The 16,841-nt window shown below is 71.0% G+C and carries 17 protein-coding genes and 1 pseudogene; 5 read left to right on the plus strand and 13 right to left on the minus strand.

Going from position 1 to position 16,841, the window contains the following annotated elements; all coding sequences use genetic code 11:
- Positions 1 to 17: 17 nt before the first annotated feature.
- The 4 genes from HTZ82_RS23825 to HTZ82_RS23840 all read right to left on the minus strand — a co-directional run bounded on the left by HTZ82_RS23825 (position 18) and on the right by HTZ82_RS23840 (position 3,108).
- Positions 18 to 1,379 (minus strand): NADH-quinone oxidoreductase subunit D, encoded by a 1,362-nt coding sequence (locus HTZ82_RS23825; protein ID WP_175411464.1) that lies wholly within the window; start codon positions 1,377 to 1,379, stop codon positions 18 to 20.
- Positions 1,376 to 2,059, minus strand: coding sequence for an NADH-quinone oxidoreductase subunit C (locus tag HTZ82_RS23830; protein WP_175411481.1), 684 nt, complete (start codon positions 2,057 to 2,059; stop codon positions 1,376 to 1,378). Before HTZ82_RS23830 ends, HTZ82_RS23825 begins: the two co-directional genes overlap by 4 nt.
- A gap of 104 nt (positions 2,060 to 2,163) precedes the next feature.
- A complete protein-coding gene (locus tag HTZ82_RS23835; protein WP_175411465.1) occupies positions 2,164 to 2,718 on the minus strand; it encodes an NADH-quinone oxidoreductase subunit B family protein in 555 nt (184 codons plus the stop codon).
- Positions 2,719 to 2,748: 30 nt separating this feature from the next.
- Entirely contained in the window at positions 2,749 to 3,108 is a 360-nt protein-coding gene (locus HTZ82_RS23840; protein WP_175411466.1) for an NADH-quinone oxidoreductase subunit A, read from the minus strand.
- Positions 3,109 to 3,832: 724 nt separating this feature from the next.
- Here HTZ82_RS23840 and HTZ82_RS23845 point away from each other — a divergent pair.
- Positions 3,833 to 4,693, plus strand: a complete 861-nt coding sequence (locus tag HTZ82_RS23845) for a C40 family peptidase (RefSeq protein ID WP_175411467.1) — start codon at positions 3,833 to 3,835, stop codon at positions 4,691 to 4,693.
- 102 nt (positions 4,694 to 4,795) lie between these two features.
- Here the strand turns inward: HTZ82_RS23845 and HTZ82_RS23850 are convergent, their stop codons facing one another.
- Positions 4,796 to 6,088 (minus strand): geranylgeranyl reductase family protein, encoded by a 1,293-nt coding sequence (locus HTZ82_RS23850; RefSeq protein ID WP_175411468.1) that lies wholly within the window; start codon positions 6,086 to 6,088, stop codon positions 4,796 to 4,798.
- A 97-nt stretch (positions 6,089 to 6,185) separates the two neighbouring features.
- Here HTZ82_RS23850 and HTZ82_RS23855 point away from each other — a divergent pair, with 97 nt between their 5' ends.
- Positions 6,186 to 6,722 (plus strand): GNAT family N-acetyltransferase, encoded by a 537-nt coding sequence (locus HTZ82_RS23855; protein WP_175411469.1) that lies wholly within the window; start codon positions 6,186 to 6,188, stop codon positions 6,720 to 6,722.
- Positions 6,723 to 6,729: 7 nt separating this feature from the next.
- On the opposite strand, the gene HTZ82_RS23860 is transcribed toward HTZ82_RS23855, so the two are convergent.
- From HTZ82_RS23860 to HTZ82_RS23880, 5 genes are all read right to left on the minus strand, one after another.
- Positions 6,730 to 7,425: a demethylmenaquinone methyltransferase gene (locus HTZ82_RS23860; protein ID WP_175411470.1), complete on the minus strand. Its 696-nt coding sequence runs from the start codon at positions 7,423 to 7,425 to the stop codon at positions 6,730 to 6,732.
- 78 nt (positions 7,426 to 7,503) lie between these two features.
- Positions 7,504 to 8,745 (minus strand): alpha/beta hydrolase, encoded by a 1,242-nt coding sequence (locus HTZ82_RS23865; protein ID WP_175411471.1) that lies wholly within the window; start codon positions 8,743 to 8,745, stop codon positions 7,504 to 7,506.
- Positions 8,746 to 8,971: 226 nt separating this feature from the next.
- Positions 8,972 to 9,610 (minus strand): hypothetical protein, encoded by a 639-nt coding sequence (locus HTZ82_RS23870; RefSeq protein WP_175411472.1) that lies wholly within the window; start codon positions 9,608 to 9,610, stop codon positions 8,972 to 8,974.
- A 20-nt stretch (positions 9,611 to 9,630) separates the two neighbouring features.
- Entirely contained in the window at positions 9,631 to 10,830 is a 1,200-nt protein-coding gene (gene mqnC / locus HTZ82_RS23875) for a cyclic dehypoxanthinyl futalosine synthase (protein ID WP_175411473.1), read from the minus strand.
- Positions 10,831 to 10,893: 63 nt separating this feature from the next.
- Positions 10,894 to 12,597 (minus strand): serine/threonine-protein kinase, encoded by a 1,704-nt coding sequence (locus tag HTZ82_RS23880; protein WP_175411474.1) that lies wholly within the window; start codon positions 12,595 to 12,597, stop codon positions 10,894 to 10,896.
- Between the two features lie 250 nt (positions 12,598 to 12,847).
- Here HTZ82_RS23880 and HTZ82_RS23885 point away from each other — a divergent pair, with 250 nt between their 5' ends.
- Positions 12,848 to 13,900 (plus strand): esterase family protein, encoded by a 1,053-nt coding sequence (locus tag HTZ82_RS23885; protein WP_175411475.1) that lies wholly within the window; start codon positions 12,848 to 12,850, stop codon positions 13,898 to 13,900.
- Positions 13,901 to 13,906: 6 nt separating this feature from the next.
- On the opposite strand, the gene HTZ82_RS23890 is transcribed toward HTZ82_RS23885, so the two are convergent.
- Positions 13,907 to 14,773: a menaquinone biosynthetic enzyme MqnA/MqnD family protein gene (locus tag HTZ82_RS23890; RefSeq protein ID WP_175411482.1), complete on the minus strand. Its 867-nt coding sequence runs from the start codon at positions 14,771 to 14,773 to the stop codon at positions 13,907 to 13,909.
- 275 nt (positions 14,774 to 15,048) lie between these two features.
- Here HTZ82_RS23890 and HTZ82_RS23895 point away from each other — a divergent pair, with 275 nt between their 5' ends.
- Positions 15,049 to 15,252 (plus strand): cold-shock protein, encoded by a 204-nt coding sequence (locus HTZ82_RS23895; protein WP_017948713.1) that lies wholly within the window; start codon positions 15,049 to 15,051, stop codon positions 15,250 to 15,252.
- A 138-nt stretch (positions 15,253 to 15,390) separates the two neighbouring features.
- Positions 15,391 to 15,801 (plus strand): DUF1992 domain-containing protein, encoded by a 411-nt coding sequence (locus HTZ82_RS23900; RefSeq protein ID WP_175411476.1) that lies wholly within the window; start codon positions 15,391 to 15,393, stop codon positions 15,799 to 15,801.
- Here HTZ82_RS23900 and HTZ82_RS23905 read toward each other — a convergent pair.
- Positions 15,792 to 16,379 (minus strand): Uma2 family endonuclease, encoded by a 588-nt coding sequence (locus HTZ82_RS23905; protein ID WP_175411477.1) that lies wholly within the window; start codon positions 16,377 to 16,379, stop codon positions 15,792 to 15,794. The genes HTZ82_RS23900 and HTZ82_RS23905 overlap by 10 nt on opposite strands.
- 55 nt (positions 16,380 to 16,434) lie before the next feature.
- A pseudogene (locus HTZ82_RS23910) lies at positions 16,435 to 16,841 on the minus strand (helix-turn-helix domain-containing protein); the annotation flags it as partial.

Below are 16,841 nucleotides of genomic sequence, written 5' to 3' on the forward strand. Positions count from 1 at the left end.
CCCAAGCTGGACGTCGGTCACCGGTCGACGCCTCCCATCACGGGGTCGATGGACGCGACGGCGACGATGACGTCGGCGATCATGCCGCCTTCGCACATCGCCGCCATGCTCTGCAGGTTGGTGAAGGACGGGTCGCGGAAGTGGACCCGGTAGGGGCGGGTGCCGCCGTCGGAGACGACGTGGGCGCCGAGTTCGCCCTTCGGGGACTCGACCGCGGCGTAGGCCTGTCCGGCGGGGACGCGGAAACCCTCGGTGACCAGCTTGAAGTGGTGGATCAGGGCCTCCATGGAGGTGCCCATGATCTTCTTGATGTGGTCGAGGGAGTTGCCGAGGCCGTCGGTGCCGAGGGCGAGCTGGGCGGGCCAGGCGATCTTCTTGTCGGCGACCATCACGGGGCCCTGCTTGAGCCGGTCCAGGCACTGCTCGACGATCCGCAGCGACTGGCGCATCTCCTCCAGGCGGATGAGGAAGCGCCCGTAGGAGTCGCAGGTGTCGGCGGTCGGGACGTCGAACTCGTAGGTCTCGTAGCCGCAGTACGGATCGGACTTGCGCAGGTCGTGCGGGAGGCCGGCGGCGCGCAGGATGGGTCCGGTGGCACCGAGGGCCATGCAGCCGGCCAGGTCCAGGTAGCCGATGTCCTGCATACGGGCCTTGAAGATGGGGTTGCCGGTGGCGAGCTTGTCGTACTCCGGCAGGTTCTTCCGCATCGTCTTGACGAACTCGCGGATCTGGTCGACGGCGCCGGGCGGCAGGTCCTGGGCGAGGCCGCCGGGGCGGATGAACGCGTGGTTCATGCGCAGGCCGGTGATCAGCTCGTACAGGTCCATGATCATCTCGCGGTCGCGGAAGCCGTAGATCATGATCGTGGTGGCGCCGAGCTCCATGCCGCCGGTGGCGATGGCCACGAGGTGCGAGGAGAGCCGGTTGAGCTCCATGAGCATGACGCGGATGACCGTGGCACGGTCGGGGATCTGGTCCTCGATGCCGAGCAGCTTCTCCACGCCCAGGCAGTACGCCGTCTCGTTGAAGAACGACGTCAGGTAGTCCATGCGCGTGACGAAGGTGGTGCCCTGCGTCCAGGTCCGGTATTCGAGGTTCTTCTCGATGCCGGTGTGGAGGTAGCCGATGCCGCAGCGGGCCTCGGTGACGGTCTCGCCGTCGATCTCCAGGATGAGCCGGAGCACGCCGTGCGTGGACGGGTGCTGGGGGCCCATGTTGACGACGATCCGCTCGTCGTCGGCCTTGGTGGCGGACTCGACGACCTCGTCCCAGTCGCCGCCGGTGACGGTGTAGACGGTGCCCTCGGTGGTCTCGCGGGCCTCCGCCTCGGGGGCCTCGGCGGGCCGGGGGGCGTGCGGGGTTGCCTTGGGGCTGGTCACGAGTACGACCTCCGCTGGTCCGGAGCCGGGATCTGGGCGCCCTTGTATTCGACGGGGATGCCGCCGAGGGGGTAGTCCTTGCGCTGCGGGAAGCCCTGCCAGTCGTCCGGCATCATGATCCGGGTGAGGGCGGGGTGCCCGTCGAAGATCAGGCCGAAGAAGTCGTACGTCTCGCGCTCGTGCCAGTCGTTGGTCGGGTAGACGGCGACGAGCGACGGGACGTGCGGGTCGCTGTCCGGGGCGCTGACTTCGAGGCGGAGGCGCCGGCCGTGGGTGAGCGAGCGCAGGTGGTAGACGGCGTGCAGTTCGCGGCCCTTGTCGCCGGGGTAGTGGACGCCGCTGACGCCCATGCAGAGCTCGAAGCGCAGGGCGGGGTCGTCGCGCAGGGTGCGGGCGACCCGTACGAGGTGTTCGCGGGCGATGTGGAAGGTCAGCTCATCCCGGTCGACGACCGTCTTCTCGATGGCGTTCTCGGGGACGAGGCCCTGTTCCTCCAGGGCGCCTTCCAGTTCGTCGGCGACCTCGTCGAAGTAGCCTCCGTACGGGCGCGTGGCCGGGCCGGGGAGGCGGATCGAGCGGACGAGGCCGCCGTATCCGGAGGTGTCGCCGCCGTTCTCGGCGCCGAACATGCCGCGCTGGACGCGGATCTCCTCGCCGTGCTCGCCGCGCTGTCCCGGCAGGTTCTGCGTGCTGAGGTCCTTCTCGGGGTTCGGCGCGTGCGCCGCTTCCGGCTCGCGCGACCGGTCGGCCCGGTCGGGCTGGTTCGGCTGGTTCGGCTGGTCGGTCACCGCAGCAGCCCCTTCATCTCGATCGTGGGGAGCGCCTTGAGCGCCGCTTCCTCCGCCTCGCGGGCCGCCTCCCGCGCGTTGACGCCGAGCTTGGACGACTGGATCTTCTGGTGGAGCTTGATGATCGCGTCCAGCAGCATCTCGGGGCGTGGCGGGCAGCCGGGCAGATAGATGTCCACGGGGACGACGTGGTCGACGCCCTGCACGACCGCGTAGTTGTTGAACATGCCGCCCGACGACGCGCAGACGCCCATGGAGATCACCCACTTCGGGTTGGGCATCTGGTCGTAGACCTGGCGCAGGACCGGGGCCATCTTCTGGCTCACCCGGCCGGCCACGATCATCAGGTCGGCCTGGCGCGGCGAGCCCCGGAAGACCTCCATGCCGAAGCGGGCCATGTCGTAGCGGCCGGCGCCGGTGGTCATCATCTCGATCGCGCAGCAGGCGAGGCCGAAGGTCGCGGGGAAGACGGACGCCTTGCGCACCCATCCCGCGGCCTGTTCGACCGTCGTCAGCAGAAATCCGCTCGGCAGCTTCTCTTCGAGTCCCATGAGTGTGCCCTTCAGCCCCTCAGTAGCCCCTCAGTCCCATTCCAGGCCGCCGCGCCGCCATACGTACGCGTAGGCGACGAAGACCGTGAGCACGAAGAGCAGCATCTCCACGAGCCCGAAAAGCCCCAGCGCGTCGAAGGTGACGGCCCAGGGGTAGAGGAAGACGATCTCGATGTCGAAGACGATGAAGAGCATCGCCGTCAGGTAGTACTTGATGGGAAAGCGGCCGCCTCCGGCCGGCGTGGGTGTCGGCTCGATGCCGCACTCGTACGCCTCGAGCTTGGCCCGGTTGTACCTCTTGGGGCCGATGAGCGTGGCCATGACCACGGAGAAGATCGCAAACGCTGCCCCGAGGGCGCCGAGCACGAGGATGGGCGTGTACGCATTCACGCTCCTCGCTCCTTCCAGTCGTCCTTGACCGTTGGACCGCACCGGGCATCCGTCTCGCCGCCTCGGAAGATCCCGGGCAATCCGGGAAGATCGCTTACATGTGAGGCAGTTCACAAGCCCGACTGCAACGCATCCTATGCCCGTCGATCTGTGATCTGCGACACGGGGTACGTCAACGCCTTTGTGATCTCCACCACCTGGCGAAGGATCATGAATTCGGATGAACGGTGATCTTCACACCAGGCGTGGTCGAGTGGCGACGATACGTGACATCAGTGCCGGTCATCGCTGGTCGGAGGGGTTGGCGCCTATCAAAGGATTCCCCGTACAGGCAAATTCGCCATGGACACCCGTGAGTGATAAAGGGAGTCACCCCACCCGTGCGGGGGGCCGGTCCGTACGGAGGTGGACGCGGCACCGGACGCGTGCACACGTTCACGAGCCGCACCTGCCGCCGGCAGTTGCCGTTCTGTGACCTGCGCCACGCCCGACGGGGCGTCAGGAGAACGGGGCTTGGCCATCAGTGTGAAGCGATGGTAAGCGTGCGGCAATTCGGACGTTTCACGGAAAGACTGTGCCCACAGGGCTGATCACACCAGCCTGAAATGTCCGTTACGGCGTCAATAAAGGCCCCTGGGAAGCGGATTAGGCCGTTCCGTACGTAACTGTGGCGCAACACACGTTTCTTGATGGGAACCTGGGCGCCCTGATAGCGGTTGTTCTCATGTCCCACACCGCTCACATACCCAGCCACCGGAAGCCCCGCCGCAGCTCGTCGAAGCTCGCGCTGCGCGCCGGAGTTGCCGGTGGCGTCCTCAGCACCATCGCGGTGGCCGCGTCGCCGGCTCAGGCCGAGCCGGTGACCGAGACCATCGAGATGCCCACGCTCACGAACGTGGACCTCTCCGGGGCGCTGTCCAGCGCCGTGGCCGCCTCCGCCGAGGCGACCGAGCAGGACGCCCTCGCCCAGGAGCTCCGGGCGCAGGAGGACGCGGCTGCCGCCAAGGCGGCGAAGGACGCCAAGAAGGCCAAGGCCGAGGCGGACCGCAAGGCCGAGGCCGAGCGCAAGGCCAAGGAGGCCCGCGAGGCCGAGGAGCGGGCCCGCGCCGAGGCCCGGGAGCGCGCCTCCCGCACCGCCGAGCGCACCACGCTCTCCGCGTCCACTGGCGACAGCGACTCCGGCTCGTCGAGCAGCTCGGCCGGCTCCAGCTCCAGCTCGTCGCAGGCGACCGGCTCCGCCGCCGCCATCGTGAACTTCGCGCGCGCCCAGGTCGGCGACGCGTACGTCATGGGCGCCACCGGCCCCAACGCCTGGGACTGCTCCGGTCTCGTCCAGGCCGCCTACCGCCAGGCCGGCATCGACCTGCCGCGCGTCTCGGGCTCCCAGTCCAGCATGGGCCGCTCCGTCTCGCTGGACGCCCTCCAGCCGGGCGACATCCTCTACTGGGGCAGCCGCAGCGGCTCGTACCACGTGGCGATCTACGTGGGCGGCGGCAACTTCGTCGGCGCGCAGAACCCCAGCACCGGAGTCGTCGAGCGGTCGCTCGACTACGACCGGCCGTCGGGCGCGGTCCGTATCCTCTGACACCCCACATGGCATGAAGGGCCGGCGCTCCCCCGCTCGGGGTGGGAGCGCCGGCCCTCGGTGTCGTACGGCGGCCGCGCGACAGCCGTCAGGCGTCAGGCGTCAGGCCTTCGGGGCCACCTTCGACAGGCCGTTGATGATCCGGTCCATCGCGTCGCCGCCCGTCGGGTCGGTGAGGTTGGCCAGCATCTTCAGCGTGAACTTCATCAGCACCGGGTGCGTCAGACCGCGCTGCGTCGCGATCTTCATGACCTTCGGGTTGCCGATGAGCTTCACAAACGCGCGGCCCAGCGTGTAGTAGCCGCCGTAGGTCTCCTTGAGGACCTTCGGGTAGTTGTGCAGCGCCAGCTCCCGCTGCGCCGGGGTCGCGCGGGCGTGCGCCTGCACGATCACGTCGGCCGCGAGCTGCCCGGACTCCATGGCGTACGCGATGCCCTCGCCGTTGAACGGGTTGACCAGGCCGCCCGCGTCACCGACGAGCAGCAGGCCGCGCGTGTAGTGCGGCTGCCGGTTGAACGCCATCGGCAGGGCCGCGCCGCGGATCGGCGTCGTCATGTTGTCCGGCGTGTAGCCCCAGTCCTCCGGCATCGACGCGCACCACGCCTTCAGCACCTCGCGCCAGTCCAGCTCGCGGAACGCGGAGGACGAGTTGAGGATGCCGAGACCGACGTTGGACGTGCCGTCGCCCATGCCGAAGATCCAGCCGTAGCCGGGCAGCAGCCGGTCCTGCGGGCCGCGCCTGTCCCACAGCTCCAGCCACGACTCCAGGTAGTCGTCGTCGTGGCGGGGCGAGGTGAAGTACGTACGGACGGCGACGCCCATCGGACGGTCCTCGCGCCGGTGCAGCCCCATCGCCAGGGACAGCCGCGTCGAGTTGCCGTCGGCGGCGACCACCAGCGGGGCGTGGAAGGTGACCGGCGTCTTCTCCTCGCCCAGCTTGGCGTGGACGCCGGTGATCCGCCCCGTACGGTCGTCGACGACCGGCGCGCCGACGTTGCACCGCTCGTACAGCCGGGCGCCGGCCTTCTGCGCCTGCCGGGCGAGCTGCTCGTCGAAGTCGTCGCGCTTGCGGACCAGTCCGTAGTCCGGGTACGAGGCGAGCTCGGGCCAGTCGAGCTGGAGGCGGACGCCGCCGCCGATGATGCGCAGGCCCTTGTTGCGCAGCCAGCCGGCCTCCTCGGAGATGTCGATGCCCATGGCCACGAGCTGCTTGGTGGCGCGGGGCGTCAGGCCGTCGCCGCAGACCTTCTCGCGGGGGAACGCGGTCTTTTCGAGGAGCAGGACGTCGAGCCCCGCCTTGGCGAGGTAGTACGCGGTGGTGGAGCCGGCCGGGCCCGCCCCGACGACGATCACATCCGCGGTGCGTTCGGTGTGTTCGGTGAGGGACTCGGTCACGGCTGATTCTCCCGAGGCGCGAAATGACGTGCCGAAAGCACAGGACACGGGCAGTCTATGGGGACCCGGCGTCCCCGACCCGAAAGGGCCTCCCTCGATGACCGAGCTGCTCCGCGTTCCCGACCGGCCCGTCGACGGGCCGGTGTTCACGCTGCGGGTGCCGACGGAGGAGGACGCGTACGCCTGGCACCGGGTGTTCGACGACCCGGAGGTCATGGAGTTCCACGGCGGCCGGCCCGCCGAGCTGTCCGTCTACCAGGAGTTCACCGCCCGGCAGCGCCGCCACGACGCCGAGCTCGGCTTCTGCCTCTGGACGCTGCTCGACGACTCCGGCGAGGTCGTCGGCTTCACCGGCGCGCAGCCGTGGCCGCACCCGTGGGGCCCGGTCGGCGCCGTCGAGATCGGCTGGCGGCTGGGGCGCCGCGCGTGGGGCAAGGGGTACGCGACGGCCGCCGCCCGCACCACGCTGGAGCGGGTACGGGCGGCGGGCGTCGAGCGGGTGGTGGCGATGGTGCTTGCCGGCAACGAACGGTCGGTCGCGGTGACGCGGCGCCTCGGCATGCGCCTGGAGGAGACGCTCCCGCTGCCGGGGCACGAGGAGCGGTACGCGCACCGGTTCGGCCTGGAGCTGTAGCAGTGGGCTACAGCGCCTTGACGCCGCGGTGCAGCGCGACGATCCCGCCCGACAGGTTCCGCCACGCCACCTTCGACCAGCCGGCCTTCTGGAGCAGGGCGGCCAGTTCGCGCTGCCCGGGCCAGGTCTGGATGGACTCGGCGAGGTAGACGTACGCCTCCGGGTTGGAGGAGACGGCGCGCGCGACCGGCGGCAGCGCACGCATCAGGTACTCCTCGTACACCTTCCGGAACGGCTCCCACGTCGGGTGCGAGAACTCGCAGATGACCACGCGCCCGCCCGGCTTCGTCACGCGGTACAGCTCGCGCAGCGCCGCGTCCGTGTCGTGGACGTTGCGCAGCCCGAAGGAGATGGTCACGGCGTCGAAGACCCCGTCCCGGAACGGCAGGTTCATCGCGTCGCCGGCCGTCAGCGGCAGCCAGGCGTGGCGCTTCTTGCCCTCCTGGAGCATGCCGAGGGAGAAGTCGCACGGCACGACGTACGCCCCGGTCTCCGCGAACGGCAGGGACGACGTGCCGGTGCCCGCCGCGAGGTCGAGGACCTTCTGCCCGGGCCTGGCGTCGACGGCCCTGGCCACCTCCTTGCGCCAGCGGCGGTCCTGGAACAGGGACAGGACGTCGTTGGTGAGGTCGTAGTTCGCCGCGACACGATCGAACATCGAGGCGACGTCGTGCGGCTGCTTGTCCAGCGTTGCTCGGGTCACGCAGCCCATTCAAGCAGGCGGCCCCGGGCGTCCCGGCGGACGCCCGGCCGTCGGGGCGTCGGGGCGCGCCCGCGCCTCCTACAGGTGCCGTGCGAAGAACGACAGGACCTGGCCGCGCACCAGCCGCACCGCTCGCTCGGGCGGCAGCGTCCCGACGAGCGTCGCCCGGCCGGCGGGGCTCATCAGGCCCGCGGCCTCCAGGCCGGGGGCGAGCGCGGCGTAGTCGGTGAAGACGTGGTGCGTGGCGCCTTCGATCCGCCGCCGGTGCGTGTGGCGGTGGGGCTTCGCGAGCAGGGGCGCCCACGAGCGCTCCACCGCCTCCCGGTGGGGGAAGCCGTCGGTGCTCAGCAGGAGCAGGGGCCTGTCGACGCCGTCGCGGGCGACCGGGAACGGTTCGCCGGGGCGGCCGGGGGCGGTGGGCGGGTGGTCCAGGTAGCCCTCCATCGTGATCGCCGCGCGCACGCGCCGGTCCTCGTACAGCGCCTGCGCCGCCGCCGTGCCCCCGGCGGAGTGCCCGTACACACCGACGCGGCCCGGGTCGAGCGCCCGGCCGAGACCGCGGGGCAGGGCGGGGTGCGGACGGCCGGGACCGTGGCCGAGGAGGCTGTCGAGTACGAAGCGGAGGTCCGCGACCCGTGTGTCGATGGCCGTGCGGAAGACCGGCGGGTCCTGCCGCGGATCGCCGATGAGGGCGGTGGGCCGCACGGTCCTGTCGCGGTACGGAGTCGTGCCGGGGAACTCGACCTCGCTGGCGTCGCCGGGGTGGTCCACGGTCACGACCACATACCCATGGCCGGCCGCCTCCTCGGCGGTCACCGTGCCGAGGTTGCGCGAGTCCCCGCCGCCGGGGCTGTACAGCAGCACCGGCCACCGCCGCTGCCCGGGCGGCGGCAGTACGGGCGCGTCGAGGCGGGCGTGCGTGAGCGTCGCCGCCCAGTCCACACCGGCCTTCGGCAACTGCGGGTGCAGGTACTGCGGCACGAACCCGGCGAACGCGCGCGCCGCGCCCTCGGTCATGTGCGGCGCGAGCGGCCGGGTGCGGGCGGCCCGGGGGACGGCCGGGTAGAAGACGGTGGCCATCAGCTCCCGTACCGGAACGCCGGCGTCCCAGGGGTCGCGCCGCGCGCGGTCGACCAGGTACAGGGCGGTGACCCCGATGCCGTACGGGCCGGTCGGCGCGGGCAGCCGGGGCGTGAAGCGGGGCGTGAAGCGGGGCGTGAAGCGTTCGGCTGCGCGGGCGGCCGTCCCGCCGCCTCCCGCACCGAGTGTCAGGCCGGCGGCCAGTGCGGCTCCTGCCGTGATGACGGTCCGTCGGTGCACGTCGTGGCTCCCCTCGGGTCATGTGCCCTCCGGCGGTCCGGAGGGCGGGCATGCCCGGATGCTGCCGGGGGAGCCGGGACGCGAGCGAGGCTTGAGGGCGTACCCGAAAGGCTTGCGTGAAGCGGGCCGCACGGCTAGACGAGGCCGGCTGAGCGAGGACGGCGACACGAGGACGGCACACGGGGACGGCACACGGGGACGGCTGCACGCGCGCGTGGCCGCGCGGCTACACCCCCCGGTACACCAGCCGCCCGCCCAGCACGGTGGCGACGCAGCAGCCGGCGCCCCGCTCCCGCAGCGCGGCCTCGTCGGGCGCGTCGAACGCGGCCAGGTCGGCGGGCGCGCCCGCCTCCAGCGCGGTGTGCACGGCCCCGGCCAGGTCCCACCCCTCCACGAGCGGGTCGAGGCTCGGCCCGGACACGAGTATCCCCGGGGCCCCGACCGCCGACACGACACGCAGCCCCGACCGCCGTACGGCGGGCAGCATCGGCTCAGGGAACGGCCCGGCCACCGCCGTCGAACCGTGCGCGAGCATCCGCTGCAGCCCGCGCCGCACGCTCCCTGCCCAGTCGACCGCCTCCGGGTCGCCGAGCGCCTCAGCCGGTACGGGTTCGGTGCCGAGGACGTCCGCCTCCCTCGGGTCCGGGTGGTAGAGCCGGGTGAGCAGCCAGCGGCCGTGCCACTGGCGCAGCCCGGGCGTGAGCAGCCCCGGCCAGCGCCGGACCCGCGCCCTCGGATGGACGGCGGCCAGCTCCTCGTACGGGCCGACGGCGGCGATCCGGTCGCGCTCGACCAGCACGGCGCCGCCGGGCAGCGGGCGGGCGGCGACGGGCAGGACCAGGGGCGCGGTGTGAAGGGTCAGCACAAGGACGTATCCCGGCCGCGTCAGTTCGCGTCGAGCAGCTTCAGCTCGGGGTGGGCGGTGCCGCCGTCGATGGCCGTGGACGAGATGTGCGAGGCCACGCGCTCGTCGACCGGGTCGTCCGCCGGGTCGTCGTGCACGACGATGTGCTCGTACGTCGTGGTCCGCTGCGCCGGAACACGCCCCGACTTGCGGATCAGGTCGATGATCTCCAGCCGGTTGGAGCGGTGCTTGGCGCCCGCCGACGAGACGACGTTCTCCTCCAGCATGATCGAGCCGAGGTCGTCGGCGCCGTAGTGCAGCGAGAGCTGGCCGATCTCCTTGCCGGTGGTCAGCCAGGAGCCCTGGATGTGGGCGACGTTGTCGAGGAAGAGCCGCGCGATGGCGATCATGCGCAGGTACTCGAAGATGGTGGCCTGCGTCCGGCCCTTCAGGTGGTTGTTCTCGGGCTGGTACGTGTACGGGATGAACGCGCGGAAGCCGCCCGTCCGGTCCTGCACGTCACGGATCATGCGCAGGTGCTCGATGCGCTCGGCGTTGGTCTCGCCGGTGCCCATGAGCATGGTGGACGTCGACTCGACGCCGAGGCCGTGCGCGATCTCCATGATCTCCAGCCAGCGCTCACCGGACTCCTTGAGCGGGGCGATGGCCCTGCGCGGCCGCGCGGGCAGCAGCTCGGCGCCGGCGCCCGCGAAGGAGTCGAGCCCGGCGGCGTGGATGCGCCGGATCGCCTCCTCGACCGACACCTTGGAGATCCGCGCCATGTGCTCGACCTCGGACGCGCCGAGGGAGTGGATGACGAGCTGCGGGAAGGCTTCCTTGATGGCCGAGAAGTGCTTCTCGTAGTACTCGACGCCGTAGTCGGGGTGGTGGCCGCCCTGGAACATGATCTGCGTGCCGCCCAGTTCGACGGTCTCGGCGCAGCGCCGCAGGATGTCGTCGAGGTCGCGCGTCCAGCCCTTGGCGGTGTCCTTGGGCGGGGCGTAGAAGGCGCAGAACTTGCACGCCGTCACGCACACGTTGGTGTAGTTGATGTTGCGCTCGATGATGTACGTCGCGATGTGCTCCGTACCGGCGTAGCGGCGGCGCCGTACGGCGTCGGCGGCCGCGCCGAGGGCGTGCAGGGGCGCCGAGCGGTACAGGTCGAGCGCCTCGTCGGGAGTGATCCGCCCACCGGCGGCGGCGCGGTCGAGAACGGACTGGAGGTCGGCCTTCTCGGTCACCGGGTGCGTACCTTTCGGCGGGGTCTGGACGGACTGGGCAAGCCTACGCCAGGGCGTTCGCCGCTATTTCTGGCGGTCCAGGGTGGCGCGGGGTTTGCCGGCGGCGGCGTCGTCGGAGGTGTAGAGGAGCTTGCCGTCCTTAAGGGTGAGCGTCACGGTGTGGGTGCCGCCGGTGCAGACGTTGGTGGACCTGTCGCTCGCCGAACCCTCGGTGACGAGCGTGTCGGCGGTGGCGCTGCGGAGGACGAGGACGTCCTCGCAGATGAACCGGCCCGTGATGTCGTGCTGGGCAACCGTGCCGATCTGGTCCTTGGGCTTCCCGCCCTTGATCACCACGGTGAACGTGCCCGCGGGGATGTCGAAGAGACCGGAGGCCGTTACCTGTCCCTTCCACGTCCCGACGAACGCCTTGGGTACGGCCCCGGGCTCGGCCGCGCCGTCCGCCGGGCCTGACGTGGCAGTGCCGGGGGCCGAGGCACTGGGCTTGGGCTCGGCCAGGTTGTCGCTGTCGCCGCCTCCGGCGCCCGGGAGCAGGTCGAAGAGGACAGCGCCGCCCACGGCCACGGCCGCGAGGGCACCCGCGGCGGCGAGGGCGATCGTGCAGCTCACCCGGCGGCCGCCGCGCGGCCCGGCGGGCTCCGCGCTGGTGGTGACGGAGAGGGAGACGGGCGGGGTACGGGGCGGAGGCACCGCGTCCATGGTCGGCAGATGCGCGACGGGCGGAGCGCCCGGCGGAGGCCCGCCCGGCGCGGCCCCCGCCGACACGGCTCCCGCCGGAGGCCGCCCGGGGACCGGCGGCGCGACCGCCGGGCTGCTGAACGGCACGGGCCCGGACACCGCCGACGGGTCCGCGGCCGCGGGCTCCAGGTCCAGGAGCCGTACGGCGGCCCGGCTGACGTCCTCCACGACGGCGCCCGGCAGCCACCCGGCCGCCACCAGCGCGGCCGCCCCGCCGGGGGCGAGCGCCCGGGCCAGCTCCCCCGGCTCGGGGCGGGCCGCCGGGTCCTTGACCAGGCACGCGGCGACCAGGTCCCGCAGCTCACCGGTCAGTGCCGGGTCCAGCTCGGGCTCCTCGTGGACGACCTTGTACAGCAGCGCCGCCGACGAGTCCCCGGAGAACGGCGCCGTCGCGGTCGCCGCGAACGCCAGGACCGCGCCCAGCGAGAACACGTCGGCCGCGCCGGACACGCCCTGCCCGCCGGCCTTGCCGAGGATCTGCTCGGGCGACATGTAGCCGGGCGACCCGACGGACACGCCCGTGGAGGTGAGCGACGCGGTGCCGTGCGTGGCGCGGGCGATGCCGAAGTCGATGAGCCGGGGCCCGTCGAGGGCGAGCAGCACGTTCGACGGCTTGACGTCCCGGTGGACGAGCCCGAGCGCGTGTACGGCTCCGAGCGCCTCGGCCAGTCCGGCGCCCAACGCCCGTACGGAGCGCTCGGGCAGGGGCCCGTGGGCGGTGACGGCCTGCGTGAGCGAGGGCCCGGCGACGTACCCGGTGGCCACCCACGGGACGGCGGCCTCGGGGTCGGCCTCCAGGACGGGCGCGGTCCACCGGCCGCCGACCCGGCGGGCCGACTCGACCTCGCGGCGGAACCGCGCCCGGAACTCCTCGTCCAGCGCGAAGTGCGGGTGCACGACCTTCACGGCCACGGTGCGGCCGCCCTCGTTGCGGGCCAGGTAGACGCGGCCCATGCCGCCGGACCCCAGCCTGCCGAGCAGCCGGTAGGGGCCGATCACCCGTGGTTCGTCCGCCTCCAACGGCTGCATGCGCTCGCGCTCCCCCGATCCGTACGACTCCGTACGACTCCGTACGACGTGACGGCCACGACGGCCGACCCTGCCGACAGCAGCGTAGAGGCCGCGAGTCGACGCCATCACGGCGATTCCCCACACCGAACAGCCAACCGTTACGGGCATTCCGCCATCTACCTGGCCGTAATCACACCCCCGCCCTGTCCGACCTCCCCTGTCCGACCTCCCCTCTCCTCTCATCTCATCTCGCAATCCGGAGTGCTCCATGAAACGTCCGCTCAAGGCACTCGTGGCCGCCGCCGTCCTCGGCTCCCTCGCCCTGGCCACGGGCTGCTCGGGCGAACCGGTCTCCTTCGACACACCGCCGGCCGCAGCCGCGTCGGCGGACGGCGGCAAGGCGACAGGCGGCAGCAGCAGCGGCAGCGGCGACAAGGCGGCCGACGAGGCCGCGGCGAAGACCCTGATGCCGACGGGCCCGAAGGCCGAGTTCACGACGCAGAACACCGTCGACGACGGCACGAAGATCGGTGTCACGACCCTCGAAGGAAAGAAGTCCGGTTTCACGGGCAAGGTCTGGGTCTGGGCCCCACCGCAGTATTTCGACCCGAAGTACGCGAACAGCGGCTTCCCCGTGCTGATCGCGCTGCCGGGCGGCAACGGCTATCCGAAGAATTACTGGATGGGCACCGACCTCAAGCTGCAGAGCAGCATCAGCAAGTGGTCGAAGGAGGGCAAGAGCCTTCCGTTCATCGTCGTGATGCCCGTCCTGAATCCGGACGACAAGTACTACTACGACGGCAGTGACATCCCGGGGCAGCAGAAGATGGGCACCTGGATGACGGAGGATGTTCCCGATTTCGTCAGGGCGAATTTCCGTACGTTCAAGTCTCGTGACGGCTGGGCGTTCATGGGCTCGTCGTCGGGCGCGTTCGTCGGCCTGAAGTCCGTGCTGAAGCACCCGGACAAGTTCAAGGCGGTGATCGCGTCAGGTCCTGACACGGTGCCGGACTCGCCGCTGTGGGCGGGACATGAGGCGGAGAAGGCCGCGAACAACCCGGAGAAGCTGGCGAAGGCGCTGTCGGCGCAGCCGGCGGACCCGGAGAAGGACGTGTACCTGGCGTTCCAGATCGGCACGAAGGAGTCGGGCCTGAACAACCTCCGGAACTTCATCAAGAACTACGGCAAGGGCCCGGTGAAGACGCGCCTGGAGGTCATCCAGGACGGCGAGCACAACGCGAAGACGTATGTGAAGGGCATGGGCGACGGCTCGATCCAGTGGATCAGCGAGCACATGCAGGCCCCGATACCCGCGTCGTAACAGGCCTTACCGCTGGGGGCGGCCGAGCAGCTCGACCCGTACGTCGGCCGGGAACCCGGTCGTCGGCCCGGTCCTGCGGGCGAACTCCCGTACGCCGGCGAGCTGCTCGGGCCCGAAGCGGAAGTCGAGGGTGGTGAAGTAACGCTCCAGCAGGGCCGCGTCGAAGGACTCCCAGCGTGAGGCCTGCTCGGCGACCTTGGCGACCTCCTCCAGGGAGAGGTCCCGCGAGGCGAGGAAGGCCTCGTGCACCTTCTGCACGACGAGTGGCTCCCGGGCCAGGTAGTCGCGCCGTACGGCCCACACGGCGAACACGAACGGCAGCCCGGTCCAGTCCTTCCACATGAGCCCGAGGTCGTGGACGTCGAGGCCGAGGCGGGGCGCGTCGTGCAGGGAGGCGCGCAGGGCGGCGTCGCCGATGAGGACGGCCGCGTCGGCCTCCTGCATCATCACGCCGAGGTCGGGCGGACACGTGTAGTAGTCGGGGGCGACGCCGTACCGCTCGGCGAGCAGGAGCTGGGCGAGCCGTACGGAGGTACGAGAGGTGGACCCGAGAGCGACCCGGGCGCCGTCGAGCTGCTCCAGCGGCCGCTGCGAGACGATCACGCAGGACATGACGGCCCCGTCACACCCGACGGCGAGATCAGGAAAGGCGACGAGGCTGTCGGCGTGCCGCAGGTACTCGACGAGGGTGACCGGCCCGATGTCGAGATCACCGGCGACGAGCTGCTCGCTGAGCCGCTCGGGCGTGTCCTTGGTGAGCTCCAGGTCGAGCAGGGTCCCGGTGCGGGCGAGTCCCCAGTAGAGGGGCAGGCAGTTCAGGAACTGGATGTGCCCGACGCGAGGCCGGTTCCGCCGCGAAATGTCCACGTGCATGTCCACACGGCGAGGCTAGCCCCAGCCGCACGCCCGCCGTCTCACAGGGTGGTCATACGGCCCCACCTGCGGTTCAAACATCCGGGTGACACCACGATGGAGTGATCTTTCCCTCTACCCATGCCCGCACGCTGCGTGCTAGGCTCAACGCAAGTTGCAGTTTGGTTTCCCTTGCAGTACAGAGCCTGCGGAGCATGTGACCCGCAGGCTTTTGTAGTTTTCAGACTTGTTTGCAGGTTCTGGAGCAGGGCAACCCTTTGGCCCAAGGAGGGCTTATGGCTACCGGAACCGTCAAGTGGTTCAACGCTGAAAAGGGCTTCGGCTTCATCGCCCAGGACGGCGGCGGCCCGGATGTCTTCGTTCACTACTCCGCGATCAACGCGACCGGCTTCCGCTCCCTCGAGGAGAACCAGGTCGTGAACTTCGACGTCACGCAGGGCCCGAAGGGCCCGCAGGCGGAGAACGTCACCCCCGCCTGACGTCCTTTGTGACGTGAGACGGGCGGTCGTGATCGCCCCGACTTAGCAGTACCAAGGAGCCCCGTTCCCGCTGTGCGGAAACGGGGCTCCTGCCTGTCTGCCTGTCCAGGGCCCGCCCGTTCTCCGTACGCTGAGGCCATGACCGAACGGAAACCCCCTGGGATCAACTTCGAGTCATGGGTCGACAAACAGATCCGTGAGGCGACGGAACGCGGCGACTTCCAGAACCTGGCCGGCCTGGGCAAGCCCCTCCCCGACGACTCCGCCCCGTACGACGAGCTGTGGTGGGTCAAGGGCAAGATGAACCGCGAGGGCCTCTCCGCCCTGCCCCCGACGCTGGCCCTCCGCAAGGAGGCGGAGGACGCGCTGGAGGCGGTGGGCAAGGCGGCGTCGGAGGCCCAGGTGCGCCGCATCGTGGCGGAGATCAACGAAAAGATCACCGCGGCCATCCACCGCCCACCCCCGGGCCCGCCCCTGAACCTGAAGCCCTTCGAGGTGGAGGAGCTGCTGGCCGACTGGCGCAGGGCGCGCGACGAGCGTCAGGCGTAGCGGGGCAGGTCGCGGGTGGAGATCGTCCACTCGGCGATGGTGACGTCCTCCCCGTAGAGGAAGTCCTGGCGGGTCGCGTAGCGCGGCCCTTCCGGGGTCGGGTGGATGTCCGAGAACACGGCCCCGGAACCGGTACGGGGGTCGAAGATCGCGTACACGGGGATCCCGAGCAGCGGGTAGTCGCGGAGCTTGCCGATCCAGTCGTTGTCCGGGTTGGATCGGGAGACGACCTCGATGGCGGCGATGAGGGTACGGGGATCGAAGGACCCCTCGATCTCCATGTCCGCCCACGCGATCACGACCACGTCGGGGTGCCTGAGAATGCCTTCCGGCTCGTCTTCGACATCAGGCGTACCGGTGTGGGCGAGCAAGTGCTCCGGCATGACCCTCTCCATGCGCCGGCTGACCTGGGCTGCGGTCAGCTCATGCGGGCCCCCGGGGGAGATCATGTCGTGCACGATCCCTTCCTTGGTGATCTCCAGCTTTCCCGGAACGCGGTCCTGCGTCCGCTCGACGGCGTCGCGCATGGCCTGGTAGAGGAATGCGTCACGCCGCGCGTCGTCCGGGGCGATGGTCATGGCGCTCGCTCCTTGTCAGAGGGGCTGTGGGGCCGATGGAGTCACCTCGTTCATGCTAGGCCGCGACGGGGCGGCAGTCGCGGCAGCGGCCGGGTGCGGGGGCGCGGAAGGCGCGGTCGCAGTCCTCGCAGGTCTGGAGCGGGGCGGGCCGGTCGGCGGCGGGCTCGTCGGGCAGGGGCGGCGGGATGAGCGCGGCGAGCCGGTGGCCGAGGAAGGCGGCGGGGTGGGCGATCTGCTCGGGTAACCCGGCGGTGAGGGCCTGCCGTACGGCGTCGGGGCGGGCGTCCCGCTCCAGCCAGGCGGCGACGGCGGGGGCGAGCCGCTGGACGTCCGGTTCGGCCAGGAGGAGGCGCGGGTGGTCGCGCCGCAGCCCGGCGAGGAGCGCGGTGGCGGCCTGGAGGCGACCGGGCTCGGGGTCGCGGGGCGCGGGGAGGGCGGCCTTGGGCTTGGGCGCGGGCTTGG

The sequence above is a fragment of the Streptomyces sp. TRM64462 genome, from assembly GCF_013362995.1.
GTDB lineage: Bacteria > Actinomycetota > Actinomycetes > Streptomycetales > Streptomycetaceae > Streptomyces.